At 73.1% G+C, this 25,388-nt stretch carries 12 protein-coding genes; 7 read left to right on the forward strand and 5 right to left on the reverse strand.

Annotation, left to right across the window (positions count from 1 at the left end):
• Positions 1–29: 29 nt before the first annotated feature.
• The 3 genes from ACJ6WD_RS16455 to ACJ6WD_RS16465 all read right to left on the reverse strand — a co-directional run bounded on the left by ACJ6WD_RS16455 (position 30) and on the right by ACJ6WD_RS16465 (position 8,539).
• Positions 30–1,448: a S28 family serine protease gene (locus ACJ6WD_RS16455; RefSeq protein ID WP_233657649.1), complete on the reverse strand. Its 1,419-nt coding sequence runs from the start codon at positions 1,446–1,448 to the stop codon at positions 30–32.
• Between the two features lie 84 nt (positions 1,449–1,532).
• Positions 1,533–5,576: an ABC transporter ATP-binding protein gene (locus ACJ6WD_RS16460; RefSeq protein WP_407616031.1), complete on the reverse strand. Its 4,044-nt coding sequence runs from the start codon at positions 5,574–5,576 to the stop codon at positions 1,533–1,535.
• A 122-nt stretch (positions 5,577–5,698) separates the two neighbouring features.
• On the reverse strand, positions 5,699–8,539 hold the full coding sequence (locus ACJ6WD_RS16465) for a discoidin domain-containing protein (protein ID WP_407616032.1): 2,841 nt from the start codon (positions 8,537–8,539) through the stop codon (positions 5,699–5,701).
• Between the two features lie 238 nt (positions 8,540–8,777).
• Here ACJ6WD_RS16465 and ACJ6WD_RS16470 point away from each other — a divergent pair, with 238 nt between their 5' ends.
• From ACJ6WD_RS16470 to ACJ6WD_RS16480, 3 genes are read left to right on the forward strand one after another with little or no spacing between them, the layout of a single operon-like run.
• Positions 8,778–9,569, forward strand: coding sequence for an ATP-binding cassette domain-containing protein (locus ACJ6WD_RS16470; RefSeq protein ID WP_038519600.1), 792 nt, complete (start codon positions 8,778–8,780; stop codon positions 9,567–9,569).
• Entirely contained in the window at positions 9,541–11,745 is a 2,205-nt protein-coding gene (locus ACJ6WD_RS16475; protein WP_376553874.1) for a YhgE/Pip family protein, read from the forward strand. Before ACJ6WD_RS16470 ends, ACJ6WD_RS16475 begins: the two co-directional genes overlap by 29 nt.
• Positions 11,742–12,380 (forward strand): TetR/AcrR family transcriptional regulator, encoded by a 639-nt coding sequence (locus tag ACJ6WD_RS16480; RefSeq protein WP_233657645.1) that lies wholly within the window; start codon positions 11,742–11,744, stop codon positions 12,378–12,380. Before ACJ6WD_RS16475 ends, ACJ6WD_RS16480 begins: the two co-directional genes overlap by 4 nt.
• Positions 12,381–12,390: 10 nt before the next feature.
• Here ACJ6WD_RS16480 and ACJ6WD_RS16485 read toward each other — a convergent pair whose 3' ends face one another.
• Together ACJ6WD_RS16485 and ACJ6WD_RS16490 are read right to left on the reverse strand one after the other, a co-directional pair.
• Positions 12,391–14,115 (reverse strand): thiamine pyrophosphate-binding protein, encoded by a 1,725-nt coding sequence (locus ACJ6WD_RS16485; RefSeq protein WP_407616033.1) that lies wholly within the window; start codon positions 14,113–14,115, stop codon positions 12,391–12,393.
• 65 nt (positions 14,116–14,180) lie between these two features.
• The gene (locus ACJ6WD_RS16490) at positions 14,181–15,716 is read right to left on the reverse strand and encodes a sodium:solute symporter (protein WP_407616034.1); all 1,536 of its coding nucleotides are present in this window, start codon (positions 15,714–15,716) and stop codon (positions 14,181–14,183) included.
• A gap of 212 nt (positions 15,717–15,928) precedes the next feature.
• Between ACJ6WD_RS16490 and ACJ6WD_RS16495 the strand changes: the two genes are divergently transcribed.
• The 4 genes from ACJ6WD_RS16495 to ACJ6WD_RS16510 all read left to right on the forward strand — a co-directional run bounded on the left by ACJ6WD_RS16495 (position 15,929) and on the right by ACJ6WD_RS16510 (position 25,385).
• Positions 15,929–17,572 carry a PucR family transcriptional regulator gene (locus tag ACJ6WD_RS16495; protein ID WP_407616035.1) on the forward strand — a complete coding sequence of 548 codons (1,644 nt, stop codon included), beginning with the start codon at positions 15,929–15,931 and terminating at the stop codon, positions 17,570–17,572.
• 206 nt (positions 17,573–17,778) lie between these two features.
• Positions 17,779–18,243 carry a hypothetical protein gene (locus ACJ6WD_RS16500; RefSeq protein WP_233657642.1) on the forward strand — a complete coding sequence of 155 codons (465 nt, stop codon included), beginning with the start codon at positions 17,779–17,781 and terminating at the stop codon, positions 18,241–18,243.
• 171 nt (positions 18,244–18,414) lie between these two features.
• Positions 18,415–18,798: a hypothetical protein gene (locus tag ACJ6WD_RS16505; protein WP_038519610.1), complete on the forward strand. Its 384-nt coding sequence runs from the start codon at positions 18,415–18,417 to the stop codon at positions 18,796–18,798.
• 263 nt (positions 18,799–19,061) lie between these two features.
• Entirely contained in the window at positions 19,062–25,385 is a 6,324-nt protein-coding gene (locus ACJ6WD_RS16510; RefSeq protein ID WP_407616036.1) for a toxin glutamine deamidase domain-containing protein, read from the forward strand.
• Positions 25,386–25,388: the final 3 nt, after the last annotated feature.

Consider the following 25,388-nt stretch of genomic DNA (forward strand, 5'->3'; position numbering starts at 1 on the left):
ACACCCGGTGGGGCGGGTGCGGTGCCGGGCTACGGCCGCAGGGTCCGGCGCTGGGCGAGTTCGGGCCGGTCGAGGGTGCTGTTGTGCGGGGCCTGGGCGGCGGCCCGGCCGTCGGCGGGCACCGGGAGGCCGGCCCAGCCGAGGAGTTCGGCGGTGGCCTTGGTGCGGTCGGCGTCCTTGAGCGACGCGATGTTCGCGCCGTGGTTGCCGCCGGGGACGGTGAAGAGGTACGAGTCGCGGGCGCCGCGGCCGAGTTCGAAGTGCTTGGCGCTCCACGGGTCGAACTGTCCGTTGACGAACATCATGCGGGTGGCGTGCTGGCGCACCCAGCGGTCGACGTCGGGCATGGCGCGCCGGTCGAACCGCATCGGGATCTCGCGGGGCACGAAGCTGCGGGAGTTGTTGATGCCCGGGTAGCGCAGCAGGCCGCGGAGGTTGGGGTAGTGGTACTTGGGCTCACCGAGCTGGGTGCCGGCCTGGTAGTAGTACGGCTGGTACTTCTCCAGGCCCTGGTCGGTGTAGGAGTCGAAGCCCCCGACCTTGTCCATCCAGGTCCACAGGGCGTCCGTGGGGGCGGTGGGGGCGGGCACCTCGGCGCAGGCGGTCGCGGCGGGCTGGTACTGCCAGAAGCCGAAGACCAGGTCGGTGACGAGGACTTCGTAGGCCCGGTCGGCGTTGCCGATGAGGCGGAAGGTGCGCTGGTGCTCGCCGGCCCACTTCTCGTAGCGGTTCACGATCTCGTCCCGGCGGAGCAGCGCCTCGCGCTCGACCTTCCCGACGGCGGCGCGGCACTCGGGGGTGCCGACGGTGGCGAAGAAGCGGTCGTAGGCGGCGGAGTCGTCGCGGTCGGGGTTGTTGGGGGCGACGTAGGCGACGGTGCCGTTCATGTCGTGCGGGAAGAAGCGGCGGTAGTAGGTGGCCGTCATGCCGCCCTTGCTGCCGCCGGTGGCGATCCAGTTCTCGGGATACAGCGCGTGCAGGGCCTGGAAGACGCGGTGCTGGTCGTTGGCGGCCTGCCGGATGTCGAGCTTCTTCCAGTCGGTCGGCACCGGGCGGGACGGGGTGAAGTAGCGGTATTCCAGGGAGACCTGGTTACCGTCGATGATCTTGGTGGGTTCGCTGCGGGACGGGGTGGTGCTGACGTTGTAGCCGGAGGTGTAGAAGACCGTCGGGCGGTCCACCGCCTTGTGGAGCAGCGTCAGGCGCTGCTGGAAGGTGCCCTTCTCCGGGTGCCGGTGGTCGACCGGCTGGGTGTAGTCGAGGACGAAGTAGCGGTAGCCGTCGACCGGCTTCTCCTCGATCAGGCGCATTCCGGGGATCGCGAGGATCCGGTCCTTGATGTCCGTGCCGTCCGGTCCGGCGGCGGTGGCCGCTCCGGCTGGTGCGCCGACGCTCGCCGCACTTATGAGTACGGCGAGCGTCAGCAGCCATCTCTTGCCCTTGCGCATGGGCCCTCCCCTTGGGATGTCACAGGTCGGGCCGAACCTATCCGCGCGGCGGGGGCGCCACCAGCCCCCATTGGGACGCCGCGCTCACACGGTGAGGCTCTCCTCCTCGCCGCTGTAGGTCCGCCACAGCTCCGCGTAGCGGCCGTTGCGGGCGAGCAGTTGGGCGTGGGTGCCGTCCTCGATGATCCGGCCGTGGTCGAGGACCACCACCCGGTCGGCGCGGGCGGCGGTGGTGAGCCGGTGGGCGACGATGAGGGTGGTGCGCGCGGGAGCGGGCGGTGCGGGGAGCGGGCCCTCCCCCGACCACACGGGGTCGGCGCGGCGGCCGGCGAGCCGGTCGGTGGCTTGGTTGACGACGGCTTCGGTGGCCAGGTCCAGGGCGGCGGTGGCCTCGTCGAGGAGCAGCACGTCCGGGTCGGTGAGTTCGGCGCGGGCCAGGGCGAGCAGTTGGCGCTGGCCCGCGGAGAGGTTGCGGCCGCGCTCGGCGACCTCGTGGAGGTAGCCGTCGTCGAGGGTGGCGATCATGTCGTGGGCGCCGACGGCGCGGGCGGCGGCCTCCACCTCGGCGTCGGTGGCGTCCGGGCGGCCGTAGGCGATGGCGTCGCGGACCGTGCCGGCGAAGAGGTAGGACTCCTGGGGGACGACGCCGAGCCGGCGGCGGTAGCCGGTCAGGTCGAGTTCCCGCAGGTCGGTGCCGTCGATGCGGACCGCGCCGGCCGTCGGGTCGTAGAAGCGGGCGACCAGCTTGACGAGGGTGGACTTGCCGGCACCGGTCTCGCCGACGAAGGCGACGGTCTGGCCGGCCGGGATGGTGAGGTCGATGTCGGCCAGGGCCTGCTCGTCGTGGTCGCCGTAGTGGAAGTGGACGCCGTCGAAGGTGAGGTCGCCGCGGAGGGCCGGGACCGGGCGGGGGTGCTCGGCGGCCGGGGTGGACGTGGGCTGGGCGAGGAGTTCGCGGATCCGGCCGAGCGAGACGGACGCCTGCTGGTAGCCGTCGAAGACCTGGGAGAGCTGCTGGACGGGGGCGAAGAACAGGTCGATGTAGAGGAGGTAGGCGACCAGGGCGCCGGCGGTCAGGGTGTGTCCGCCGACCCGGTCGGCGCCGACGATCAGTACCAGGGCGGACGCCACGGACGACAGCAGCTGGACGAACGGGAAGTAGACGGATATCAGGAACTGGCCGCGCACCCGGGCCTGGCGGTAGGCGTCGCTGTGTGCGGCGTACCGCTCGGCGCCGTGCCCCTCGCGGCGGAACGCCTGGACTATCCGCAGTCCGGCGACGTTCTCCTGGAGGTCGCCGTTGACGGTGCTGATCCGTTCGCGGGCGAGTTCGTACGCCGTGATGCTGCGCTTGCGGAAGACGTAGGTGGCGAGGACCAGCGGGGGGAGGGTGGCGAAGACGACCAGGGCCAGCTGGACGTCGAGGGCGAGCAGGGCGAGCAGGATGCCGAAGAAGGTGAGCACCGAGACGACGGCGGTGACCAGACCGGTCTGCAGGAACGTGGACAGCGCGTCGACGTCGGTGGTCATCCGCGTCATGATCTTGCCGGTCAGTTCGCGCTCGTAGTAGTCGAGGCCGAGGCGCTGGAGCTGGGCGAAGATCTTCAGGCGGAGGGAGTACAGGATCCGTTCGCCGGTGCGGCCGGTCATGCGGTTGGCGCCGATCTGGGCGACCCATTGGGCGGCGACGACGACCAGAGCGAGCCCGGCGGCGGTCCAGACGCCGGCCAGGATGCCGCGCCGGACGCCGTCGTCGATGCCCTGGCGGATGAGGACCGGCAGCAGCAGCGAGGCGAGGGCGTCCACGGCGACCAGCAGCAGGGCCAGCGTGAGCGGCCGGCCGAAGCCGTGCAGCAGCCGGCGCAGGCCGTAGGCGGGCTCGGGGCGGACCGCGGCGGCCTCGTCGACGTCGGGGGCGTCGGTGGCCGGGGGCAGCGCGGCGACCTGGGCGAGGAGTTCGGGGGTGGCGGGGCTGCCGGCCGTGGCGGCGGCGATGCCGGGGCCGGCGGCGGTGGCCGCGCGGGTGGCGGTGCCGGCGGCGCCCGCCTCGGCCTCCTGCTCGCGGCGGACCCACAGCTCGGGGGTGATGCCGCCGGTGGCGGCCGCGGCGGCGGCACGGTCGGCGGGCTCGGCGGGCTCGACGTCGACCAGGGCGCCGGGGCGGCGGACGGGTCCGTCGGGGTGCGGCCGGTCGCCGTCGGCGGCGGGCTCCAGCAGCCCGGTCGTCCCGGACGCCGCGTACTCGCCGTCGAAGAGGCCGGCCGCTCCGGCGGGGTCGTGCGGGACGTCGCCCAGCTCCTCCGGGTCGGTCAGCAGCCGGCGGTACAGGGCGCAGCGCTCGGCCAGCTCCTCCTGGGTGCCGATGTCGGCGAGCCGGCCGTCGTCGAGGACCGCGATCCGGTCGGCGAGCGCCAGGGTGGACGCGCGGTGGGCGATCAGCAGGGTGGTGCGGCCGGCCATGACGCCGCGCAGCGCCTCGTGGATCTCGTGCTCGACCCGGGCGTCGACGGCGGAGGTGGCGTCGTCGAGGACCAGCAGCCGGGGGTCGGTGAGGATGGCGCGGGCCAGCGCTATGCGTTGGCGTTGGCCGCCGGAGAGGGTCAGGCCCTGTTCGCCGACCTTGGTGTCGTAGCCCTGGGGGAGTTCCGCGATGAAGCCGTCGGCCTGGGCGGCGCGGGCGGCGGCGCGGACCTGGGCGTCGGTCGCCTCGGGGTGGCCGTAGGCGATGTTGTCGCGGATCGAGTCGGAGAACAGGAAGCTGCTCTCGGGGACCAGTCCGATGGCGGCGCGCAGCGATTCCAGGGTGAGGTCGCGGACGTCGTGGCCGCCGACCAGGACACGGCCGGCGGTGACGTCGTAGAAGCGGGGCAGCAGCAGGGACACGGTGGACTTGCCGCTGCCGGAGGCGCCGATCACGGCGACCGTCTCGCCGGCGTCGATGCGCAGCGAGAAGTCGTCGAGGATGGGGCGCACGGGGCGGGGCGCGGGCGTCGCGGCCCCCTCGCCGTCACCGGCCGCGGCGTCCTGGCGGCCCCGGCCGTCCTGGCTGCCGGTGGCCGGGGCGTGGTGGGGGCCGTAGCCGAAGGTGACCCGGTCGAAGACGACGGTCGCCGGGGCGTCGGCGGGCAGGGCGTGGGCGCCTTCGTGCTCCGTTATCGTCGGCTCGGTGTCGATGAGTTCGTAGACCCGCTCGACGCCGGCGCGGGCCTGCTGGCCGACGGTGAGCATCATGGCCAGCATCCGGACCGGGCCGACGAGCTGCGCGAGGTAGGTGGAGAAGGCGACGAAGGTGCCCAGGGTGATGTGGCCCCGGGTGGCCATCCAGCCGCCGAGCGCCAGCATCGCGACCTGGCCGAGGGCGGGGACGGCCTGGAGGGCCGGGGTGTAGCGGGCGTTGAGGCGGACCGTGCGCAGTCGGGCGGCGAAGAGGCGGCGGCCGACCTCGCGCAGCTTGCCGGTCTCCTGCTCCTCCTGGCCGAAGCCCTTGACGACGCGGACGCCGGAGACCGCGCCGTCCACGACGGAGGCCACCGCGGCGGCCTGGCCCTGGGCGTACCAGGTGGCCGGGAAGAGGCGGGCGCGGCTGCGGCGGGCGATGATCCACAGGGCCGGGGCGACGGCCAGCGCGACGACCGTCAGCAGCGGCGACAGGACCGCCATCACGGCCAGCGAGACGGCGAAGAGCAGGACGTTCCCGATCATCATCGGGAGCATGAACAGCAGGCTCTGGATGAGCTGGAGGTCGCTGGTGGCGCGGCCGACGACCTGGCCGGTGCTCAGCTCGTCCTGCCGCCGCCCGTCGAGCCGGGCTATCGCGTCGAACATGCGGGTGCGCAGGTCGTGCTGGACGTCCAGGGCGAGCCGGCCGCCGTAGAAGCGGCGGAAGTAGGTGAGGACGTAGACCACGACGGCGGCGACGACCAGCAGGGTGGCCCAGGGGGCCAGCGCCCGATCGTGCCGGACGATCACGTCGTCGATGATCAACTTGGGGATGAGCGGGACGAGCGCCGTGACGCCCATCCCGAAGAGCGAGGCGCCCAGCGCGAGCAGCACGTCCTTGCGGTACCGCCAGCAGTCCCGGCTCAGCCGCCGTGCCCAGCCCTGTCGTGCCGTGTCCGTCCCCGCCACCCGATGCCTCCCGTGCGTCGTCTGTCGCACGGGAGCAACACGCGGGGCGGCGGATTTCATCCCGCCGCAACAATTCACGGCGCCCGGGCCGGAGGGAACCGGCCACAGGGCCGCGGCCGGGGTCAGGGCGCCCGGGTCACCTCCAGCTCGGTGAGGCCCGGGCGGGGTGCGGGCTTGCCACCGGGTCCGGGCCGGGTGGCGCCGTGCACCACGATCCGGACGTACCGGGCCGGACTGCGGCCCGCGTAGCCGGTGCCGGTCCAGTGCCGCCCGTCCTGTGAGACCTGCACGACGTAGGACGCCGGGCGGGTGGCGGTCCAGTGCGGGGTGATCCGGCCGACGGTGACCGTGCGGCCCAGGTCGACGGTGAGGGTGCCGTCGGCGGCGTCCGGGACCCAGGCGGTGGTGGCGTTCCCGTCGACCGCGGAGCCGGCGTACAGGCCGGGCTCCTCGGAGGTGGCGGTGGCGGTGGCGCACCGGGCGACGTCGGTGGTCGCGGCGAGGTCGGGGCGGCGGGTCTTGAGGACGGCCGGGACGCCCCTGCTGACCAGCTTGTCGCCCTCGGGGGTGGCGAGCGGCAGGGCGGGGCCGGCGGTGAGCCGGACGGTGGTCTGGTGGGCGCCGAGCGCGACGTCGAAGGTGCGGCCCTGCCAGTGCAGGCCGCGCAGGGTGACGCCGGCGGCCAGTTGCGGCGGCAGCATCGGGTCCAGGTGCACCCGGTCCTCGTCGAGGCGCAGACCGGTCAGGCCGTGGGTGAAGACCTGGAGGAAGCCGCCCTTGCCGGTGAGGAAGTCCTGGGCGGGGCGGCCGGCGTGCGGGTCGCCGGCGCCGGCCTTCGCGCCGCGGGCCTCGGAGAACTCCGCGAACGGTCCGCGCACGAACGGCCTGATGGCGCGCTGGAGGTAGGTGTGGGTGACGCAGCCGGGCTCGCCCAGGGCGGCGGCGTCGACGGCGTGCACCGAGTCGGTCATGGCCGGGCCGTCGGGGTCGGTGCGGGCCGCGTAGTAGTCGAGGGTGGCGGCGGCCTGCTGCCGGGTCATCGGCCATTGCAGCGGGTACATCAGGAGCACCGTGTCGGCCTGCTTGATGGTCGTCCCCTTGTACCCGGCGTACTGCTCGAAGACCTTCTTGGTGCCGTCGTAGGGGATCCGCAGCCGGTCGGCGACGGTCTTCCAGGCGGCGGGGGCCGGTTCGCCCAGGAGGGCGGCGGCGCGGGTGGCGTGGCGCAGGGCGGTGGCGGCGCCGGCGTTGGTGAAGACCGCGTCGTCGACGCCGTTGCTGTACTCGTCCGGGCCGGCGACGTCCTTGATCGAGTAGCTGCCGTCGGGGTTGCGGGTGGCGCGGGAGGCCCAGAAGTCGGCGATGCCCGCGAGGACGGGCCATCCGCGGGACTTCAGCCAGGCGGTGTCCTTGGTGGCGAGGTAGTACTGCCAGGCGGCCAGCGAGATGTCGCCCATGAGGTGGTTCTGGGTCGTGCAGTGCGGCGGGTCCCAGCTGTGGCACTCGGTCCACAGGTCGCCGGTGCTGCCGCTGGTCCAGGAGTAGAAGAGCCCCCGGTAACCGAGCCGGCGGGCGTTGGCGCGGGCGGCGTCGCGGGTGCGGTAGCGGTAGTCGACGACGGACCGGGCGAGGTCGGGGTGGGTGGCCAGCAGGCCCGGGTACATCCAGGTCTCGGCGTCCCAGAAGATTTCGCCGGCGTAGTTGTCGCTGGTCAGGCCGGTGGGGCCGATGCTGTTGGCGCTGCCGGCGCGGGTCGAGGCCAGCAGTCCGTACTGGGCGGAGCGGATCCAGGACTGGAGCTCGGGCTGCCCGGCCACCTCGATGTCGCTGCGCCACAGCTTCTGCCAGGCGGCGCGGTGCCGGGCGGACAGGGCGGCCCAGCCGGAGTCCGCGGCCCGCCGGGAGGCGGTCTCGGCTGCGGTGCGCGGGGCGCGGGAGGTGAGGGCGGTGTCCACGCCGACGTACTTGGTCAGCTCGTAGGTGTGGCCGCGGCGGACCGGGAGGGTCAGTGCCTGGTGGGCGGTGAGGGCCTCGGCCGTGGTGGCGCCGGGGCGGGGCGCCGCGGCGCGCGGGGCGGGGCGGGCGTCCGGGGTGCCGGGCCCGGCGCGCAGGGTGGAGGCGACGGTGCCCGCGGTCCCGGTGCCGTCGGTGCGGAAGCCGACGGCGACCGTTCCGGGCCGTTTCCCGTCGGCGCCCGGGGCCGGGCCGGCGGGGCGCAGTCGGCGTGCGCCGCGGCCGTCGAGGGTGTCGGTGACGGTCGTCTCGCCGCTCCAGTGGGGCGTCATGCGCAGGCGGACCGCGGCGGTGTGCGCGTCGGCCCGGTCGGCGAGCACGTCGTAGACCAGGTCGGTGACCCGGCCGTCGGCGGCGGTCCAGGTCAGCGCGGTGCGGACGAAGCCGCAGCGCAGCGAGAGGGTCTGGCGGTAGTGGCTGATGCGGCCCCGGGCGGTGGCCGAGGAGAACGTGTCGGGGTGCGGGCCGCCGGTGGTGACGTCGAGGGTGGTCCAGGTGGGGAGGGCGGCTATCGCCTGGCGGCCCTGGAGGTTGGCCGGGCCCTTGGCGTAGAGGCCGGAGACGAAGGAGCCGTCGTACTCGGGGGTCTTCAGGGGCCAGCCGGTGGTGCCGCCGGGGGCGGCGTAGCCCGTGCCGTTGGGCGGGACGCGCTGGCCGAGGTAGCCGTTGCCGACGTAGGCGTGGTGACTGTCCTCGGGGTCGATGGCGGTGGCGGTGGGGGCCCAGCCGTCGGCGGTGCAGGAGGGCGGCGCGGTGGCGTCCGGCGCGGGGTCCGCCGCGGCGGACGGGGCGGCGGCCGGGGCGAGGGCGGCGAGCAGGGTGCCGGCGAGCAGGGCGGCGAGCGGTCCGCGCGGGCGGCGGGGGCCGCTGCGGCGGGCGGCGGGCGGCTCCGGGCGCGGCCCGCGGTCGTTGCGGTCGCCCTGCCGCGGTGTCCGCTGCGTGTGGTCCATGGCTCTCCGTCCCCGTGCGGCCGGTGCCGCGCGCTGAGGCACGGACCCAGCCTCGGCGCTGCCCGACGTCTGCGCACCCTATGGGCCGGCAGCCACTCGGGTCACCGGTTTCCCGGGAGATTCAGCGTTTTCCGGCCGCGACCGTCGCTTTCCGGCCGTCACAAAGCCCTCGATTGGTCAATACGGGCATGCGTACGGCACACTTTTAGACTGACCAGTCAGATCAAAAGGAGGGGCTGTGGAGACCACCCGCCAGGGCGCGGCCGTCAACGCCCGGGGCATCGGAGTGAAGGGCCCACGCGGCTGGGCCTTCAGAGGCGTCGACCTCACCGCGGACCCGGGGGCGCTGATCGCGGTGCGGGGCCCGTCGGGCTCCGGCCGCACCTGCCTGCTGCTCGCGCTCACCGGCCGGATGCGGATCACCGAGGGGCACGCCACGGTCGCCGGGTTCCCGCTGCCGAAGCGGATGGGAACGGTCCGCGGGCGCACCGCGCTCGCGCACGTACCCGGCGTCGCCGACCTCGAACCGGCCCTCACCGTCGCCGAACACCTCCGGGAACAGGCACTCTTGGGCCGCCGGGGCGCGCCGTTCCTCTGGGGCAGCCGCCGCAGGGAAGCCACCCGGGCCGTGGTGGACGCCGCCCTGGCGGCCGCCGGCCTCGACCCGGACACCCTGCCCAAGGGCCTGCGCACCTGCGTGCGCGACCTGGAACGGCTGGAGGCGCTCCGGCTGTCGGTGGCGCTCGCCGTGATGCACCAGCCGCACCTGCTGGCCGTCGACGACCTCGACCTGAAGCTGTCGGCGGAAGAGCGCGCCACGGCCTGGCAGTTGCTGCGGGACGTGGCGCTGGCCGGCACCACCGTGGTCGCGGTCGCCTCCGACGCCCCGGCGGACGCCCTGATCGTCACCACCGGCGCGACGGCCACCCGCGACACCACCGACACCACCGACTCCCCCGCCACCGGCGGCACCCCCGACACCCACGAGGAGGAAGCGGCGCATGCGTTCGCCGAGACTGGCCGCGCTTGAGCTGAGGCGCTTCGGCCGGGGCAAGCTCCCCCGCCTTGGCCTGGTCGCCCTCATGCTCATCCCGCTGCTGTACGGAGCGCTCTACCTCTGCTCCTTCTGGGACCCCTACAGCCGGCTGGACAAGATCCCGGTCGCGCTGGTCAACGAGGACCAGGGCGCCACCTCCGACGGCAAGAAGCTGACCGCCGGCGCCGACCTGGCGAAGAACGTCAAGGACAGCAAGACCTTCGACTGGAAGGAGGTCAGCGCCTCCGACGCCGCCAAGGGCCTGGAGAAGGGCGACTTCTACCTGTCGCTGACCGTCCCGAAGAACTTCAGCGAGAAGATCGCCTCCAGCGGCGGCGACGACCCGCAGACCGGCGCCCTCCAGGTCCGCACCAACGACGCCAACAACTACATCGTCGGCTCGATCTCCAAGACGGTGTTCTCCGAGATCCGCGCCAAGACGTCGTCCAAGTCCAGCCGGGCGTTCCTCGACAAGATCTTCGTGTCGTTCTCCGACCTGCACGACGAGACCGCCAAGGCGGCGGACGGCGCGGGCAAGGTCGACGAGGGACTGGGCACCGCCCGGGAGAAGACCGGCGAACTGGCCGACGGGCTGGGGAAGCTGAACGACGGGGCGGGCAAGCTCGACAAGGGTGTCGGGGACCTCAACAACGGGCTCGGCAAGCTGGGCAAGGGCGCGGGGGACCTGAGCAACGGAACGGCGCAGGCCGCCGCCAAGGCCAAGGAGCTCAGCCAGGGCGCCGGTCGGATCGCGGACGGCACCCAGCAGCTCGCCGACAAGGTCCAGGGCATCGCCAAGAAAGACCTGCCCTTCCTGCGGGAGCACGGCAAGGAGATCGGCGAGAAGGCGCAGGTCGTCGCCGACCTCAGCCAGAAACTCGACGACGACCTCGGCAAGCTGCCCGGCAACTCCGCCAAGGCCGCCGCCGAGGCCCGCAAGAACGCCAACGACGCCGCTTCCCTCTACCAGGAGCAGTGCGGCGGGCAGGTCTCCACGGACACCGACTGCGCCAAGCTGAAGGGCATCGCGGCGGGAACCTCCACCGCCGCCGACCTGGCGGAGAAGGTCAACGACGCCATCGCGCACACGGACTTCGGCCAATGGCAGGCCAAGCTGCGTGAGCTGCACCAGGGCGCCGTGCTGGTCGCCCAGCAGGCGCCGGGCATCGCCGACCGGGCCGACACCGCCATCGGCCAGATCAACACGCTCAACTCAGGTGCCCACAAGATTGCCGACGGCGCCGGCCAGTTCGCCAACGGCATCGGTGCCCTCGCCAACGGCGCCGGCGACCTCGCCAACGGTGCCGGGCAGCTCCACAACGGTGCCGGGCAGCTCGCCGACGGGGCCGGGCAGCTCCACGACGGCCTCGGCACCGCCCACGACGGCGCCGAGCAGCTCAGCGGCGGTCTGTACAAGCTCAAGGACGGCGCCAACCAGCTGGCCACCGGGTTGCACAGCGGGGTCGCCAAGATCCCCGACTACGACAAGAAGGACCGCGACGACCGGACCGACGTGATGTCCGACCCGGTCAAGCTGGCCGCCAAGTCGATGCACAAGGCTCCCAACTACGGCACCGGCCTCGCCCCGTACTTCATCCCGCTCTCCCTCTGGGTCGGCGCGATGGTCGCGTACATGCTGCTGGCGCCGCTCGGCAAGCGGGCACTGGCCGCGGGCGCGCCCGGTTGGCGGATCGCGCTCGGCTCCTGGCTGCCGGCCTTCGCCATCGGCGTCGTCCAGGTGCTGGCCCTGATGGCCGTGCTGCACTGGGCGCTGGGGCTGGAGATGGACCGCGCGGGCGCCACCATCGGGTTCCTGATGCTGGCGACGGCCTGCTTCACCGCCGTCATCCAGTTGCTGAGCGCCTTCTTCGGCCCGGCGGGCCGGGTGTTGACGCTGGTCATCCTGATGCTCCAGCTGACCTCGGCGGGCGGCACCTACCCGGTGCAGACCAGCCCGGCGTTCTTCTCGGCGATCCACCCGTTCCTGCCGATGAGCTACGTCGTCGACGGCCTGCGCCGGCTGATCACCGGTGGTGACCTGGACGTCGTCTGGCAGGGCAGCATCGTGCTCGCCGCGTTCACGCTCGGCGCGCTGGCCCTCACCGCCCTCGCGGCGCGCAGCCGCCAGGTCGTGCGGATGAAGGACCTGCACCCGGAGCTCAGCCTGTGAGCAGCCGCTCCGGCAAGGGGGGCGGTGCCGTCGCCGGCGCCGCCCCCCGCCGCACGTCGACCCGGCGGCGGCTCTTCGACGCCGCCGTCATCCTCATCGCCGAACAGGGCTTCTCCGCCACCACGGTCGAGGAGATCGCCGAGCGCGCCGGCGTCGCCAAGGGCACCGTCTACTACAACTTCAGCAGCAAGAACGTCCTCTACGAGGAACTCCTGCGGGACGGCGTCGACCTGCTCGCCGCCTCCCTGCGCACCGCCGCCGACCGGACCGTGGCCGGCGGCGGCACCCGGGTCGACGCGCTCGACGCGATGATCCGCGCCGGCCTGGACTTCATCGCCGGCTCCCCCGCCCTCACCCAGCTCTACGTCGCCGAGCTCTGGCGCACCAACCGCACCTGGCGCGCCACCCTCACCTCCGTACGGGGCCGCGCCCTGGCGGTCGTCGAGTCGGTGCTGCGGGACGCCGTGCACGGCGGGGAGCTCAGCGACGAACTCGACGTGCCACTGACCGCCTCGGCGCTGCTCGGGATGGTGCTGGTCGCCGCGCTGGACTGGCAGTCGTTCCAGCCGGAGCGGTCGGTCGAGGAAGTGCACGCCGCGCTCGCCCAGTTGGTGCAGGGACGGGTCGGGGCGTGATCGGGCGCCCTCACGCCGTCAGGTGCGTGGGGGCGAACATCCGCAGGAGGGCCGGCAGGACGACGACCGACGGTCCGGGGGCGGCCAGCGCCGCGGCCAGGTCCGCGCCCAGCCGCTCCGGGGTGGTCCGGACCGCCGGCACCCCGAACGACCCGGCCAGCGCCACGAAGTCCGGCCGGGTGAGCTCGGTGGCCTCGGCGGTGGTCTCGCCGAACGCGTCGGTCATGTACTCGCGCAGGATGCCGTAGCCGCCGTCGTCCACGATCAGCCAGGTCACCGGCAGGTCGTACTGGCGGGCCGTGGCCAGTTCGGCGAGCGAGTACATCGCGCCGCCGTCCCCCGAGACCGCCAGCACCGGTCGTCCCGGGTCGGCGACGGCCGCGCCCAACGCCGCCGGGAAGCCGTAGCCCAGGCCGCCGGCGCCCTGTGCGGAGTGCAGCGCGTTGGTCCCCCGCGCATCGAACGCGGACCAGGCCCAGTAGGCCAGGATCGTCATGTCCCAGCAGCTGACCGCGTCGTCGGGCAGCGCCGCGCGCACCGCGGCGAGGATCTCCCGCTCCGCCGCCAGCCCCTGGCGGTCGAGCCGGTCGCGGACCCGGGCCAGCAGCGCGGCCACCGCGGCCTCGGGCCCGTCGGTGGACGGCGCCCCCACCGGGCGTCCCTCCGGAAGCTCGGCCAGCAGGGCCGCCAGCGCCGCCCGGGCGTCCGCGTGGATGCCCAGCCCGGCGTGGTTGGACTCCAACTTGCCGAGGTCCGCCTCGATCTGGACGACCCGGCCGCGCGGTCGGAAGGTGTGGTAGTTCGAGGAGAGTTCGCCGAGCCCCGAACCGACCACCAGGAGGGTGTCCGCGTCCTCCAGGAAGTCGGTGGTGTGGCGGTCCTCCAACCAGGACTGGAGGGAGAGCGGATGCTCCCAGGGGAAGGCGCCCTTGCCCCCGAAGGTGGTCGCCACCGGCGCCCGCAGCCGCTCGGCCAGCGCCAGTAGTTCGGCCTCCGCCCCGGCCCGCACGACGCCCCCGCCGGCCAGGATCACCGGCCGCCGGGCCGCCCCCAGCCGCCGGGCGGCCTCCACGATCACCTCCCGCCGCGGCGGCAACTCCTGTGCCTGGACCGGGAGTTCGACGACCGGCGGGACGTCGACCGGCGCCAGCAGCACGTCCTGCGGGATCTCCAGCCACACCGGCCCGTGCGGGACGCTCACCGCCGACTCCCACGCCGCCGCCACCGCGGACGGGATCTGCGACGCCGTCCGCACCGTGTGCACGGACTTCACCACGCCCCGGAACGCGGCCGCCTGGTCGGGGAGTTCGTGCAGGTAGCCGTGGCGGCCACCGCCGAGCCCGGCCACCGGCACCTGGCTGCCGAGGGCCAGGACGGCGGCCGAACCGGCGGCCGCCTCCTGGAGCGCGGGCAGCGTCAGCAGCGCGCCGGGACCGGTGGAGACCAGCAGCGGGGCGACCCGGTGCGTGGTCCGGGCGTAGGCGTCGGCGGCGAAGCCCGCGTTGTTCTCCGTCCGCAATCCCACGTACCGCACGCCCGGGGCGCGGCGCAGCGCGTCGAAGAGGCCGAGGGCGTGTTGGCCGGGGAGGCCGAAGACGGTGTCGGCGCCCAGCGCGGCGAGCGACTCCATCACCAGGTCGCCGCCGGTGCGGGGCGAGGGGTGCGCCGGGGTGGCGGCAGCCGCCGCATCGGAGGTCGGGCCGGGGTTCGGGCCGGGGTTCGGGGTGGTGCTCATCGTGGTGTTCTCTTCCGTCTCGTCGGGGTCGATCGGCGCCCGGCGGGGCGCCCGGCGGTGCGCGGTCAGTCGCCGGCCGGGCCCGGGGCGCCCGCCACGGCGGCGGGCCGCGGGCCCAACCGTTCCCGCCAGGCCGCCAGGACCGCCGCGTCCGTGGGCCGGGTGGCCAGGCTGACCGCCACGTAGGACACGAGGGAGGCCAGCAGCCCGTAGTAGATGGGCTCGTTGGCGAGGACCCCGAGGGCGACCATCAGGCCGACCACGGTCACCCCGCCGACCACGACCGACGCCAGCGCCCCGGCGGCGTTGCCGCGCTTCCACAGCAGCCCCCCGAGGATGGGTACCAGCAACCCGCCGACCAGCACGTTGTAGGCGAGGGTGAGCGCCTCGACGACGTCGTTCAGCGCGAGCGCGATGACGATCACCGCGACGCCCATGAGGAGGATGAACAGCCGGTTCCCCCGCACCTCGTCGTGGCCCGCGGACGCCTCGGGGGACTGCCCCTCGGAGGACTGTTCCTCGGGGGACTGTTCCTCGGGGGACCCGCGGTGCTCCGCCGGCCGGCGCCCGGCCCCCCGCCGCACCCGCGCCCAGATGTCGTTGTTGGCCACCGTCGCGCAGGCGATCAGCGCGCCCGACGACGTCGACATCACCGCGGACAGCGCCGCCGCCAGCACCAGCCCGCGCACCCCCACCGGCAGCGCGTCCTTCACGATCGTCGCGAACGCGTCGTCGGGGCTGCCCAGATGGGGGTAGAGGACCTTGGCCGCGGTGCCGATGACCGCCCCCGCCACCGCGTACACCAGGCAGTACGTGCCGGCCGCGGTGCCACCCAGGCGCGCGACGCGGTCGCTGCGCGCGGTGAACACGCGCTGCCAGATGTCCTGCCCGATCAGCATCCCGAACGAGTAGATCAGGACGTAGGTGAAGACGGTCTGGCCGCCGATGCCCAGCGGCGCGAAGTAGTCGCTCGGCAGTTGGGCCTTCAACTGGGCGAAGCCGCCCGCCTTGACCAGTGCGAGGGGCAGCAGGAGCAGCAGGACGCCGATGGTCTTGACGACGAACTGCACCATGTCGGTCAGGGTGATCGACCACATCCCGCCGAGCGTCGAGTACGCCACCACGATCGCCCCGCCGAGGACGATCGCCAGCGTGCGGTCGAGTCCGAACAGCACGTCGAAGATGGTCGCGTAGGCGAGGGTCGAGGTCACCGCGAGCATCAGGGTGTACGCCCACATGACCACGCCGGAGATGAGCCCGGCGGCGCCGCCGTAGCGCAGGTCCAGCATCTCGGAGACGGTGTAGACCTTCAGCCGGGCGATCCGGGCGGAGAAGAGGACGCTCAGGCCCAGCAGCCCGAGGCCGATGGTGAAGACCATCCACGCCCCGGACAGCCCGTACTGGTAGCCGAGCCCGACGCCGCCGATGGTGGAGGCGCCGCCGAGCACGATCGCGGCCATGGTCCCGGAGTACATCACGGGGCCCAGCCGCCGCCCGGCGACCAGGAAGTCGCTCTTCGAGGTGGCGCGCCGCATGCCCCACCACCCCATGGCGAGCATGCCGGCCAGATAGAGAACGATCACCGCGTAGTCGACAGCCATGGGCCATCCCTTCCAACTGCGCCGAGGGGAGAGGGGAGGAGCGAGGGGAGCAAGGGCGAAGCGGGGTGAGGCGCTTCGGGGTGGAAGTGGGAGAAGAGGCGAGCGGGGCGGTGGGGGTGTCCCGTCTCGGGGGTTGACCCTAGGAGGCGCACGAACGACGCTGAAGTGTACGTTTCCTCCACTCCGGCGCCCTGGAAGTGGAGGTTCCGCACATGCCGCGTTCCCTGCCCCCGCCGTCCACCCCGCCGGTCCCCCTGGCGGACCTGCTCGCCCGGACGGACCTGGGCCTGCGTCAGCTCGCCGGGCCCCGTTCGGGCGTGACGATCCACTGGGTGCACACCTCGGAGATGGCCGACCCGGTGCCGTACCTCCTGGGCGGCGAGCTGCTGTTGACCGCCGGCGTCCACCTGGCGGAGGCGGCGGCCTCGGAGGACGGCGCCGCGCTCGACGCCTACTTGGACGGCTACGCCGCCCGCACCGTCGCGGCCGGCGCCGCCGCCCTCGGCTTCGGCATCGCCCCGGTGCACCGGACGGTTCCGCCGGCCCTGGTGGACGCCTGCGAACGACACGGGCTGGCGCTCGTCGAGGTCCCGCAGGAAACCCCGTTCACGGCCGTGGAGAGCGCCGTCTGGCAGGCCGTGACCGAGGCCCGGCACCGCGAACTGACCCGGATCGGCGCGGCCCAGCGGGCCCTGTCCGCGGCGGCCGCCCGCCCGGAACCAGCCTCCGCCGTGCTCCGCGCCCTGGCCCGCCACGCACACGGCTGGGCCGCACTGCTCGCCCCCGACGGCACCGCGCACGGCTCGGCCGGCCCGCGCCCGTCCGCCGCCTGCCGGGCCGCGGCGGTCCGCCTGGCGGGGGTGGTCACCGCCGGCGGCCCCACCTCGGCCGCTGACACGCTCCCGGGCACCCAACTGACCGGCTACGCCCTGACGGGGCGGACGCCCCCCGGCGCCCAGGAGGCCGAGCCCGCCGGAACCGGCCCGAAGGAGACCGGCGGCGGGCTCGCCCTGGTGGTCGCCACCGACCCGGACGATCCGCCCGCGCACACCATCGCGGGCGTCGCCGCCGTCCTGCTCTCGCTGATCACCGGCCCCGCCGCCACCGCGCCGGCCGGCGGCGACCACGCGGCGGCCCTGGTCCACCTCCTCGTGGGCGCCGCCCCGGCCGACGTCGCCCCGTTCCTCGGCCACCGCCGGTGGACCGTCGTGCACGCCGTACCCCGCCGCGACACACCCGCCGCCCCGGCCGGCCTGGCCCACGCCCTCAAGACCCCGCTGGTGGCACCGGCTGCCGCGCCCGACGGGCTGCGGGCCCTGGTCCCCGGCGACGGCGAGGTCGCCGCCCTCCCCGGCTGGACGCTGGGCGTCAGCGAACCCGTTGCGGTGGTCGGCCTGCCCGCCGCCGACCGGCACGCCGCGCACGCCCTCCGGCGTGCCCTGGCCCGCCGCACCCCTTTGGTGCGCCACCACGCCGCCGGCCCGAACGGCCTCGGCGCCCTCATCGACCCCGCGGACGCCGCGGAACACGCCCGGGCCCGACTGGCCCCACTCCTCGATTCCCCTTCCCTCCGCACCACGTTGCACAACTGGCTCTCCCTGCACGGAAGTTGGGACCGCACCGCCACCGCCCTCGGCATCCACCGCAACACCGTCCGCCAACGCATCACCCGCATCGCCGGCCTCCTCGACACCGACCTCGACGACCCCGACGTCCGCATGGAACTCTGGTTCGCCCTCCGCGCCCTGGAGGACGAGGCCGCCGAAACACCGAACCGGGTCATACCGAACCAGCGGAACCAAGCGACCGAAGTGACTGAAGTGACTGAAGTGGCCGAATCACACCAACACCCTTGAGACGCCGGAAAAACGGGAAATCCCGACCAACGGGCCGAGGATCTCGAACTCCCCCGGCCCGCACCCCGCCACAGGCGAACCCACTACGCTTCTCCGACGTCGGTCAAGGTGACCGGAATTCGCAGCCTTGACCTGATCTTGACTGATGCACGACGACGCGCCATGACAGCGGGCATGACCTAGCGATGCCAACGGGAGGGACCTCCATGACGGACTCCGCAGCCGGCAACCCGGCCGGGAACGCGGGCGCCACCCCCGGCGGGCAGCCGGGCGGCGCACCGGGCGCCCCGGAGGGCGCCACCGGCGGCCAGCCGCCGCTGCCGCCGCCGTACCCGCCGAGCACCGTCCCCGGCCAACAGCCCGGCGCCGGCGCCCCGCCCAAGGTGGTGCCGACCTCCGCCGACCACGCCCTGGAGATCGGCCGCGCCTACTTCCCGCCGGTCGGCGCCCCGGGCGGCCCCGTCTCGCTCCTGGTCCACGAATTCGACGAGGGCTACCTCGTCTACGCCGGCTGGCCCGCCCCCGAGGACCCCACCGCCCCGCCGGCCAGCCCTGGCGGCACCAACATCGTGATCACCAAGGCCAACGGCGACGTGACCACGGTGCCCAACTTCCCCCCGGACTCCGCCATCGCCGTCTACCGGCAGTGGTACCGCCCGGGAACCGCGTGAGGCGCACGGACGCCCGCCGGCACCAGGGGCGGACGCCCTCACAACACCTCACGGCGCCCTCGCGCATGACAACCCTGTGACAGTAGGCGTCTTGCCGAGAAGCTGACCGACGCGACTAGAATTTGCTTGAGTCCGAGCACTACGTGACGAACTCTGAACGGGGGAAAGAGCATGGCCGGCGATGGCCTGCAAGCAGACGTACCGTCACTGAAGTCGGGTGGCGGAAGCTTCACCAACATCGGCGAGCGGTACCAGTCCGCCGTGGAGAAGCTCAAGAACGGCCTCACCGATCTGGAGGGGTCCGGCACCCCGCCATGGGGCGACGACGACATCGGCTCGAAGTTCGGGGTCGTCTACGAGGGCCTGCGCGACGGCATGTACGAGTCGATGGGACATCTCGCGGCCAAGCTCCAGGAGATCGGCGGCGCGCTCACCACCATGGCGAACAACCATGAGGGCAACGAGGACTTCAACCACTCCTTGATGCAGCAGCACGTCGCCAACGCCGAGGCCGAGAGCCAGCTGATCAGCAACTTCAAGTCCCCCAACACGTAGCCCCCGGGCTCGGGGGCGGATCGGGGGCGGATCAGGGCCGCATCGGAGTCGGATCGCGTTCGGATCGCGCTCCGGGGGCTCAGAAGCCGTCCGCGTAAGCGCACTTCCCGGCTTGCCGCCCTTTCGCCCTTTCGCCCCTCCTGCTCCTACCGTTCGCTCCGCTCTCTCCGTTCTCCCAGTCTTCTCCGCTCTCTCCGTTCTCTCCGCTCCCTCCACCTCTTTCGTTTCGCGCTCACCGCCTTGCCGTCTACGGGGGATTCCCAATGTCAATCATGCTGCCGGACTGGCTTGAGTGGGTCCTCCAGATGCTCGGCTACGACTGGCCGACGGGCGACGAGGACAAGATGAACGAGTCCGCCAGTGAGTGGCGGGAATTCGCGAACATGGTGGAACAGCTCCAGTCCGAGGGCGTCACCGCGGCCGGCACCGTCCTGTCGTCGAACTCCGGCGACAGCATCGACGGTTTCAGCAAGACCTGGGACAAGTTCTCCGACGGCGGCAACGGCTACATGAACGACGCCCGCGAGGCCGCCGAGCTGATCGCCTTCGCGATGGACGCCGGATCGGGGGTGATCGTCGGGATGAAAGTGGCGGTGATCGCCCAGTTGGCGATCCTCGCGGCAGAAATCATCGCGGCCCAAGCAGCCGCCCCCTTCACCTTCGGGCTCTCCGAAGTGGGGGCCGCCGGCGCCACCCAAGCCACCCGCCTCATCGTCCGCCGCATCCTCAAGGAAGCGCGCGACGCCCTGATCGAGGCGATCATGAACACCGTCAAGCAGCCGGCCATGGACGCGCTGCAGGCGATGATCTCCGACGCCATCGCCCAGGGCGTCAACATGTCGTTCGGCGCCCAGAACGGCTTCGACGTCAACCGCAGCCTCAAGACCGGCGCCGACACGGCCACCGACTCCCTCAAGAACACCGGCGAGAACTTCGGCACCAACTTCCGCGACGCGCTCGGCGGCAAGGCGGGCCAGCACGCCCGCACCGGCCTGGACCACGCGGCCGGCCACGGCGGCGGCGAGCACGGCGGCAGCGGCGGCGAGCACGGAAGCGGGGAGAGCGGAGGCGGGGAGCACGGGAGCGGCTCGGGGTCCGGTTCTGGCTCCGGTTCGGGTTCGGGTTCGGGTTCGGGTTCGGGCGAACACGGCGGGTCCGGGTCCGGAAGCGGCTCGGGGGAGCACGGTGGCTCCGGTTCCGAGGGGCACTCCGGCTCGGGCGACGGCGGCGGCAGCGGCAGCGGCAGCGGTTCGCACGGCGGCTCCGGAGCGGACTCCGGTTCCGGTTCTGGCTCGGGCTCGGGCTCGGGCTCGGGCTCGGGCTCGGGTGGGCAGTCCCACGCCCCGCGCCCCGGCGACAGCCCGTCCAGCCCGACCACCTCTCCCGAACGCGCCCACTCGGACACGTCTCCCGGCACCGACTCGGGCTCCCACCACGGCCCCGATCCCGCGTCCGGCTCCGGTTCCGGTTCCGGGAACGATCACCCCAGGCCCACCGCCCAGCCCCTCCCCGACGCGGCACACCGCTCCCCCTTCGACGAGGGCTACCAGGGCGGCCACGACACGCCCGGACCGTCGCACTCCCCCGAGTCCGTCGCCGCCCCCGACTCCGGTCACGGTCCGCATGCGGAGCACCCCGACGGGGTCAGCACCCACCCCACGGCCGACAACACCCCTAACTCCGCCCGCCCGGAACCGTTCAACACCCAACCGACCGCCGACCACACCCCCGACGCACCGCGCCAGGACGGGGTGGGCACGCACCCGACGCCGGACGCCGCCCGGCCGGACTCCGTCAGCACCCACCCCACCCCGGACACCGCTCCGGACCACTCGGCGAGCCACCCGCCGGAGCGCGGCCCCGACCCGGTCAGCACCCAGCCGGCTCCCGAGCACCACACCAGCCCGAGCCACGACGGCTCCGCCGGCGCCCAACCCTCGCCGCAGCACTCCGCCCCCAGCCCGCACGACGCCCCGAGCCACGACGGCACTTCACCCGGCGACCACGGCTCCGGCGGCCCGTCTCCCTCGCCGTCCCCCGCCCCGTCCCACGACGGCGGCTCCGGCAACGGCAACGGCAACGGCAACGGGGACTCGTCGAATTCCTCCGGTTCGTCGGGCGGCTCGGGGACGGGCAGCCGCCCCTCCATGCCGCACATGGGCACCCCGGCCCCCCAGGGCGCACCCGTCCAGCACTCCGCGGGTCAACCGTCCGTCCAGCACCGCGACCCCGCGCCGGGCGACCCCATGCCGCACGCCGGTGACGACCACGACACCACCGTGCGCACCCAGTCCGCGGACACCATGACCGCGCCGCCACCCACCCAGCACAGCGCCACCGACTCGGGCACCGGCAACCCCAACTCCGGAATTTCCGGCGGCACTTCACCGCAGGGTTCCCAGGGTGCACCGCAGAGCGCCGGCCCGGCGATGGGCATGCCCTCCGCCATGCCGTCCCACGGCGGCGGCGCGCCCGCGGCCGGTTCGGGCACCCCCAGCGCCACCCCCTCCCGCCCCACCACCGACGGCGGCGCGCCGAGCAACCGCCGCCCGGACGGCTCCCAGCCGATCCGTGACGTCACCCAGCAACGCGGCCCGGACCGCCCGGCGTACAACCCGCGCCTGGACGGGCCCCGCCCCAACGCCAACGTCCCCGGCCCCAACCGCCGCCCGGACGGCACCCAGCCCGTCCACGACGCCACGCAACAGCGCACCCCGGAGCGTCCCCCGCACAACCCCCGCCTGGACGGCCCCCGCCCGAACACCGACCACCCGGACGCCCGGCACCCGAACGACGGCCACCCGGACAGTCCGCGCCCCGCGGACACCCACCGCCCGCAGGACCAACGGCCGGACGCCGACCGCGGACAGAACCAGCGGCCGACGGACACCCACCAGCCGCACCCGGACGCCACCCACCCGCGTCCGGACGGCACCCCGCCGCACCCTGACGCGGACCACGCCAACCGCCCCCACCAGGACGGCAACCAGCCGCACCCGGACGACCGCGCCAACGGTCAGCGCCCCGACGCCCCGCGCCCCGAATCCCCGCGGCCCGACACTCAGCACCAGCCGAACCCCGACCGGCCGCGCCCGGAGAACACCCACCCGGACGCCCCGCGCCCGGACGCCAACCGCCCGGACGATCACCGTCCGGACTCCCAGTCCCCCGAGCACTCCCCGCACCCGGGACAGCCGCAGAGCCCCAACCCCCAGCACCCGCAGCAGGCCCACCCGCAGCAGCCCCACCAGCAGCCGCAGCACCCTCAGCCTGCGCCGCCACAGCAACAGCCCCACCACCCCCAGCAGCCGCAGCAGCCGCATGCGCAGCAGCCACACCCCCAGCAAAACCAGCCCCATCAGACCAACCAGCCCAACCAACCCCACCAGGCCAACCAGGCCAACCAGGCCAACCAGGCCAACCAGCAGCACCACCCGCAGCAGCCCACGCCGCAAAGCCACCACCCGCAGCAGCAGAGCCAGCAGCACCACCCCCAACAGCAACACCAGCCGCAGCCTCAGCCGCACCAGAGCCCGCAGCAACAGCAGCACCACAACCAGCAGCAGCCGCACGACCCTCACCAACAGCCTCAACACCCGCAGCAGCAGCACCCACAGCAGGCGCCGCACCACCAGCAGCCGAGCCTCAACGACGTCCGCGCCGGCCTGAACCACCACCCGGGCGGCCTGTACTCACCGTTCCCGCACGACCAGCAGGCGCTGGAGCACAACTTCCCGCGGAACCCGGACGGCACCCCGCAGGTCCACGCCGACCCGTTCCAGCCGTGGGCCAAGTACCAGAACGACGGCGGCCCGACCGTGCCCGGCCGGTCCAACAACTGCGCCGACTGCACCCGTTCCTTCATGGAGTCCTGGTACGGCAACCCGCAGGTCTCCGCGCCCCGTACGTACGACACCGACGCGCACGGCAACCTGGACCGCGCGAGCGGTGAACGGGACGGCACCCACAACATCCAGAACTGGGCGGGCACCAACTTCCGCAACTCGGGCCAGAACGCCCACGACGCCTACAACAACATCGCCCACGAGCTCCAGCAGTCGGGCCATGGTTCGGCCTCGGCCGTCCTGGTGACCTGGCCGAAGAACCCCGACGGTTCGGGCGGCGGCGCCCACGTCTTCAACGCGGTCAACCACAACGGCAAGGTCGTCTGGGTCGACAGCCAGACGGGCCAGATCAGCCATCAGCCCATCCACACCCATGCCGAGGGCGTCTGGCACCTCACCCTCGACGGCGACCGCAAGCCCTTCGACCCCACCGCCGCCCAGAACCACACCCCGAACCAGCACCCCCAGCAGTCCCCCCACCCCCAGCAACAGCCGCAACCACAGCCGCACCAGAACCAGAACCAGCAGCCGCAACACCCGCAGGTACAGCAGCAGCCCCACCACCAACAGCCGTACCCGCAACAGCAGCCGCACCAGCCCCAACCCCAGTACGGCCAGCACCAGCCACAGCCTCAGCCGCACAACCCGTACGCCCAGACCCCCCAGCACAACCCGTACACCCAACAGCCCCAGCACAACCCGTACGCCCAGCAACCCCAGCACCAACCGCAGAACCCCTACCAGCAGCCGCACCCGCAGCAGCCCCACCAGGGCCAGCCCCAGCACCCCTACCAACAGCAACCCCACCAGCAGCAGCCACAACACCCCCACCAACAGCAGCAGCCCCACCAAGGTCAGCAGCCACAACACCCGCAGTACCAGCACCCGCAGCAGCACCAGCCCTACCCCCAGCAGCACGCACCGGCGCCCCACCAGCAGCCGCAACCCCACGTGCCGCAGCAGCCTCACGTGCCGCAGCAGCAACATCCCCAGCAGCCGCACGTCCAGCACCCGCAGCAGCCCCACCAGGGCCAGCCCCCGCACCCGTACCAACAACAGCCGCACCAGGGCCAGCACCAGCCCTACCCCCCACACGCGCCCAACCAGCAGCACGGCGGCGGCCAGCACCCCGCGGGCGCACCGGAGCCCCACCACACCCCCGGCGACGGCCATGCCCCGAACGCCGAGCACCCGCACCACGACTCACCCGGGACGAAGCCCGAGCAGGCTCCGAACCACACGGCCGACCACACGGCCGACCACACGACGGACCACGGGGTGCCGGGCCGCGGTTCCGAGCACCAGCCGCCGGCACACTCAGGCGCCGAGCATCCGCACCAGCCGCCGGTGCCTCGCAATCCCGGAGCCCTGCCGCCGCCCGACCCGTCGGGCCACCAGACCTCGGGGCACGGCAAGGACGCGCAGCACCCGGACGACAAGGACGGGAAGAACGGCGACGAGAAGCCGAAGAAGGGCAAGCACAAGCTGGAGGAGTCCCCGGAGGAGCGGGCGGCGAAGCGCCGTGCGATGCGGGAGCGGAGCGACCAGGTCGCCAGCGAGCCGTACAGCGGCGACCGGGCCAAGGGCAGCACGCCCTACGAGCAACGGCAGCCCGGTGACGGCACCCACGAGCACTACACGATGCAGTCGGACGGCTCCCAGTCCACGCTGCGCCGCACCAACGACGTCCGGCAAGTGAATCTCGAACCGGTCATCGACCATCTGAACCACTGGGCAAAGCCGGCTGACGGAGACCATCCCAAGCCGCCGCTGCTGCACGCCATCGACGAATCGGCAAAGGGCCCGATCACCAAGGAGCGGCTGGCAGAAATACTGCCCGGATTCGGTTCGATGAAGCAGTCCGAGCAGCTCGCCACGGTGGGCGCCATCGCCCGCATGAGCCACCAGTTCCACGATGCACACGCCGTGGAGAACTCCGGCGGCTCCTATCTCCATTCGCGTCACGACCCCAAGAGCGGCGATCCGGTGGACCCCGCACCGCAGGCCCGCGCCTACGGTGTGCGACAGAACGTCACGGGTCACGGGGACGAACCGAACTCGGCGGCGCTGGGCAAGGAACAGCGGAAGTTCAACGCGCTGTGGCGGAATGTGGTGGGCAAACCGTCCAAGAGCGACGATCCCGATGTGCAGGCGAGCGCCGCCCGGCTGCGCCCGGACTTCTCCGGAAAGAACTACGCGGTACTGGAAGTACAGAAGACGAACCACGACGGCAGCACCGAGACGCACTACGTCATCGACTCCTCGGTGCCCGCCAACAATTTCGACAAGGCCCCGGACCATTCAGAACCGGTACTGGGTGAGGCGTTCCGCAAGATGGACGCCGCAAACCCGGGCGTCTACAAGTCGATCGCCATGTACACGGAGTACGAGCCGTGCGGATCCAAAACGGACCCGGCATCGGCCAACTGCTCCTACTACCTGTCCCATGAATTCGAGCGGCCAGCGGGAGCAGACCGCACGCAGTACCACGACGTCCCACACGACCAGCGCGACAACCTGCCGAACCGGACGAATTCGACGACGGTTTACTACGCGGCCGGATACCGCTACGGCGACCTCTCCCCGCATGAGGTCGAGCGCATTCGTGACAGCGTCGGCGAGGAGAACGCCGAAAAGGCCATCAAGGAAGCGAAGCAGCAGGCAAAGATGCGACGGGAAGAGGATATGCACCGGGCCCGGGGCGAGATGCTCCGCATTTGGATGCAGGTAGCCTCGTCCTGACAA

Origin of the sequence: Streptomyces sp. VTCC 41912 (genome assembly GCF_045799175.1) — a bacterium.
In the GTDB taxonomy this organism is placed as follows: domain Bacteria; phylum Actinomycetota; class Actinomycetes; order Streptomycetales; family Streptomycetaceae; genus Streptomyces; species Streptomyces albulus_C.

Bases quoted from the DNA above. Each gene is read 5' to 3' on its own strand.
- ACJ6WD_RS16455 (WP_233657649.1), bottom strand. From the start codon at position 1,448: ATGCGCAAGGGCAAGAGATGGCTGCTGACGCTCGCCGTACTCATAAGT.
- ACJ6WD_RS16465 (WP_407616032.1), bottom strand. From the start codon at position 8,539: ATGGACCACACGCAGCGGACACCGCGGCAGGGCGACCGCAACGACCGC.
- ACJ6WD_RS16475 (WP_376553874.1), top strand. From the start codon at position 9,541: ATGCGTTCGCCGAGACTGGCCGCGCTTGAGCTGAGGCGCTTCGGCCGG.
- ACJ6WD_RS16485 (WP_407616033.1), bottom strand. From the start codon at position 14,115: ATGAGCACCACCCCGAACCCCGGCCCGAACCCCGGCCCGACCTCCGAT.
- ACJ6WD_RS16490 (WP_407616034.1), bottom strand. From the start codon at position 15,716: ATGGCTGTCGACTACGCGGTGATCGTTCTCTATCTGGCCGGCATGCTC.
- ACJ6WD_RS16495 (WP_407616035.1), top strand. From the start codon at position 15,929: ATGCCGCGTTCCCTGCCCCCGCCGTCCACCCCGCCGGTCCCCCTGGCG.
- ACJ6WD_RS16500 (WP_233657642.1), top strand. From the start codon at position 17,779: ATGACGGACTCCGCAGCCGGCAACCCGGCCGGGAACGCGGGCGCCACC.
- ACJ6WD_RS16505 (WP_038519610.1), top strand. From the start codon at position 18,415: ATGGCCGGCGATGGCCTGCAAGCAGACGTACCGTCACTGAAGTCGGGT.
- ACJ6WD_RS16510 (WP_407616036.1), top strand. From the start codon at position 19,062: ATGTCAATCATGCTGCCGGACTGGCTTGAGTGGGTCCTCCAGATGCTC.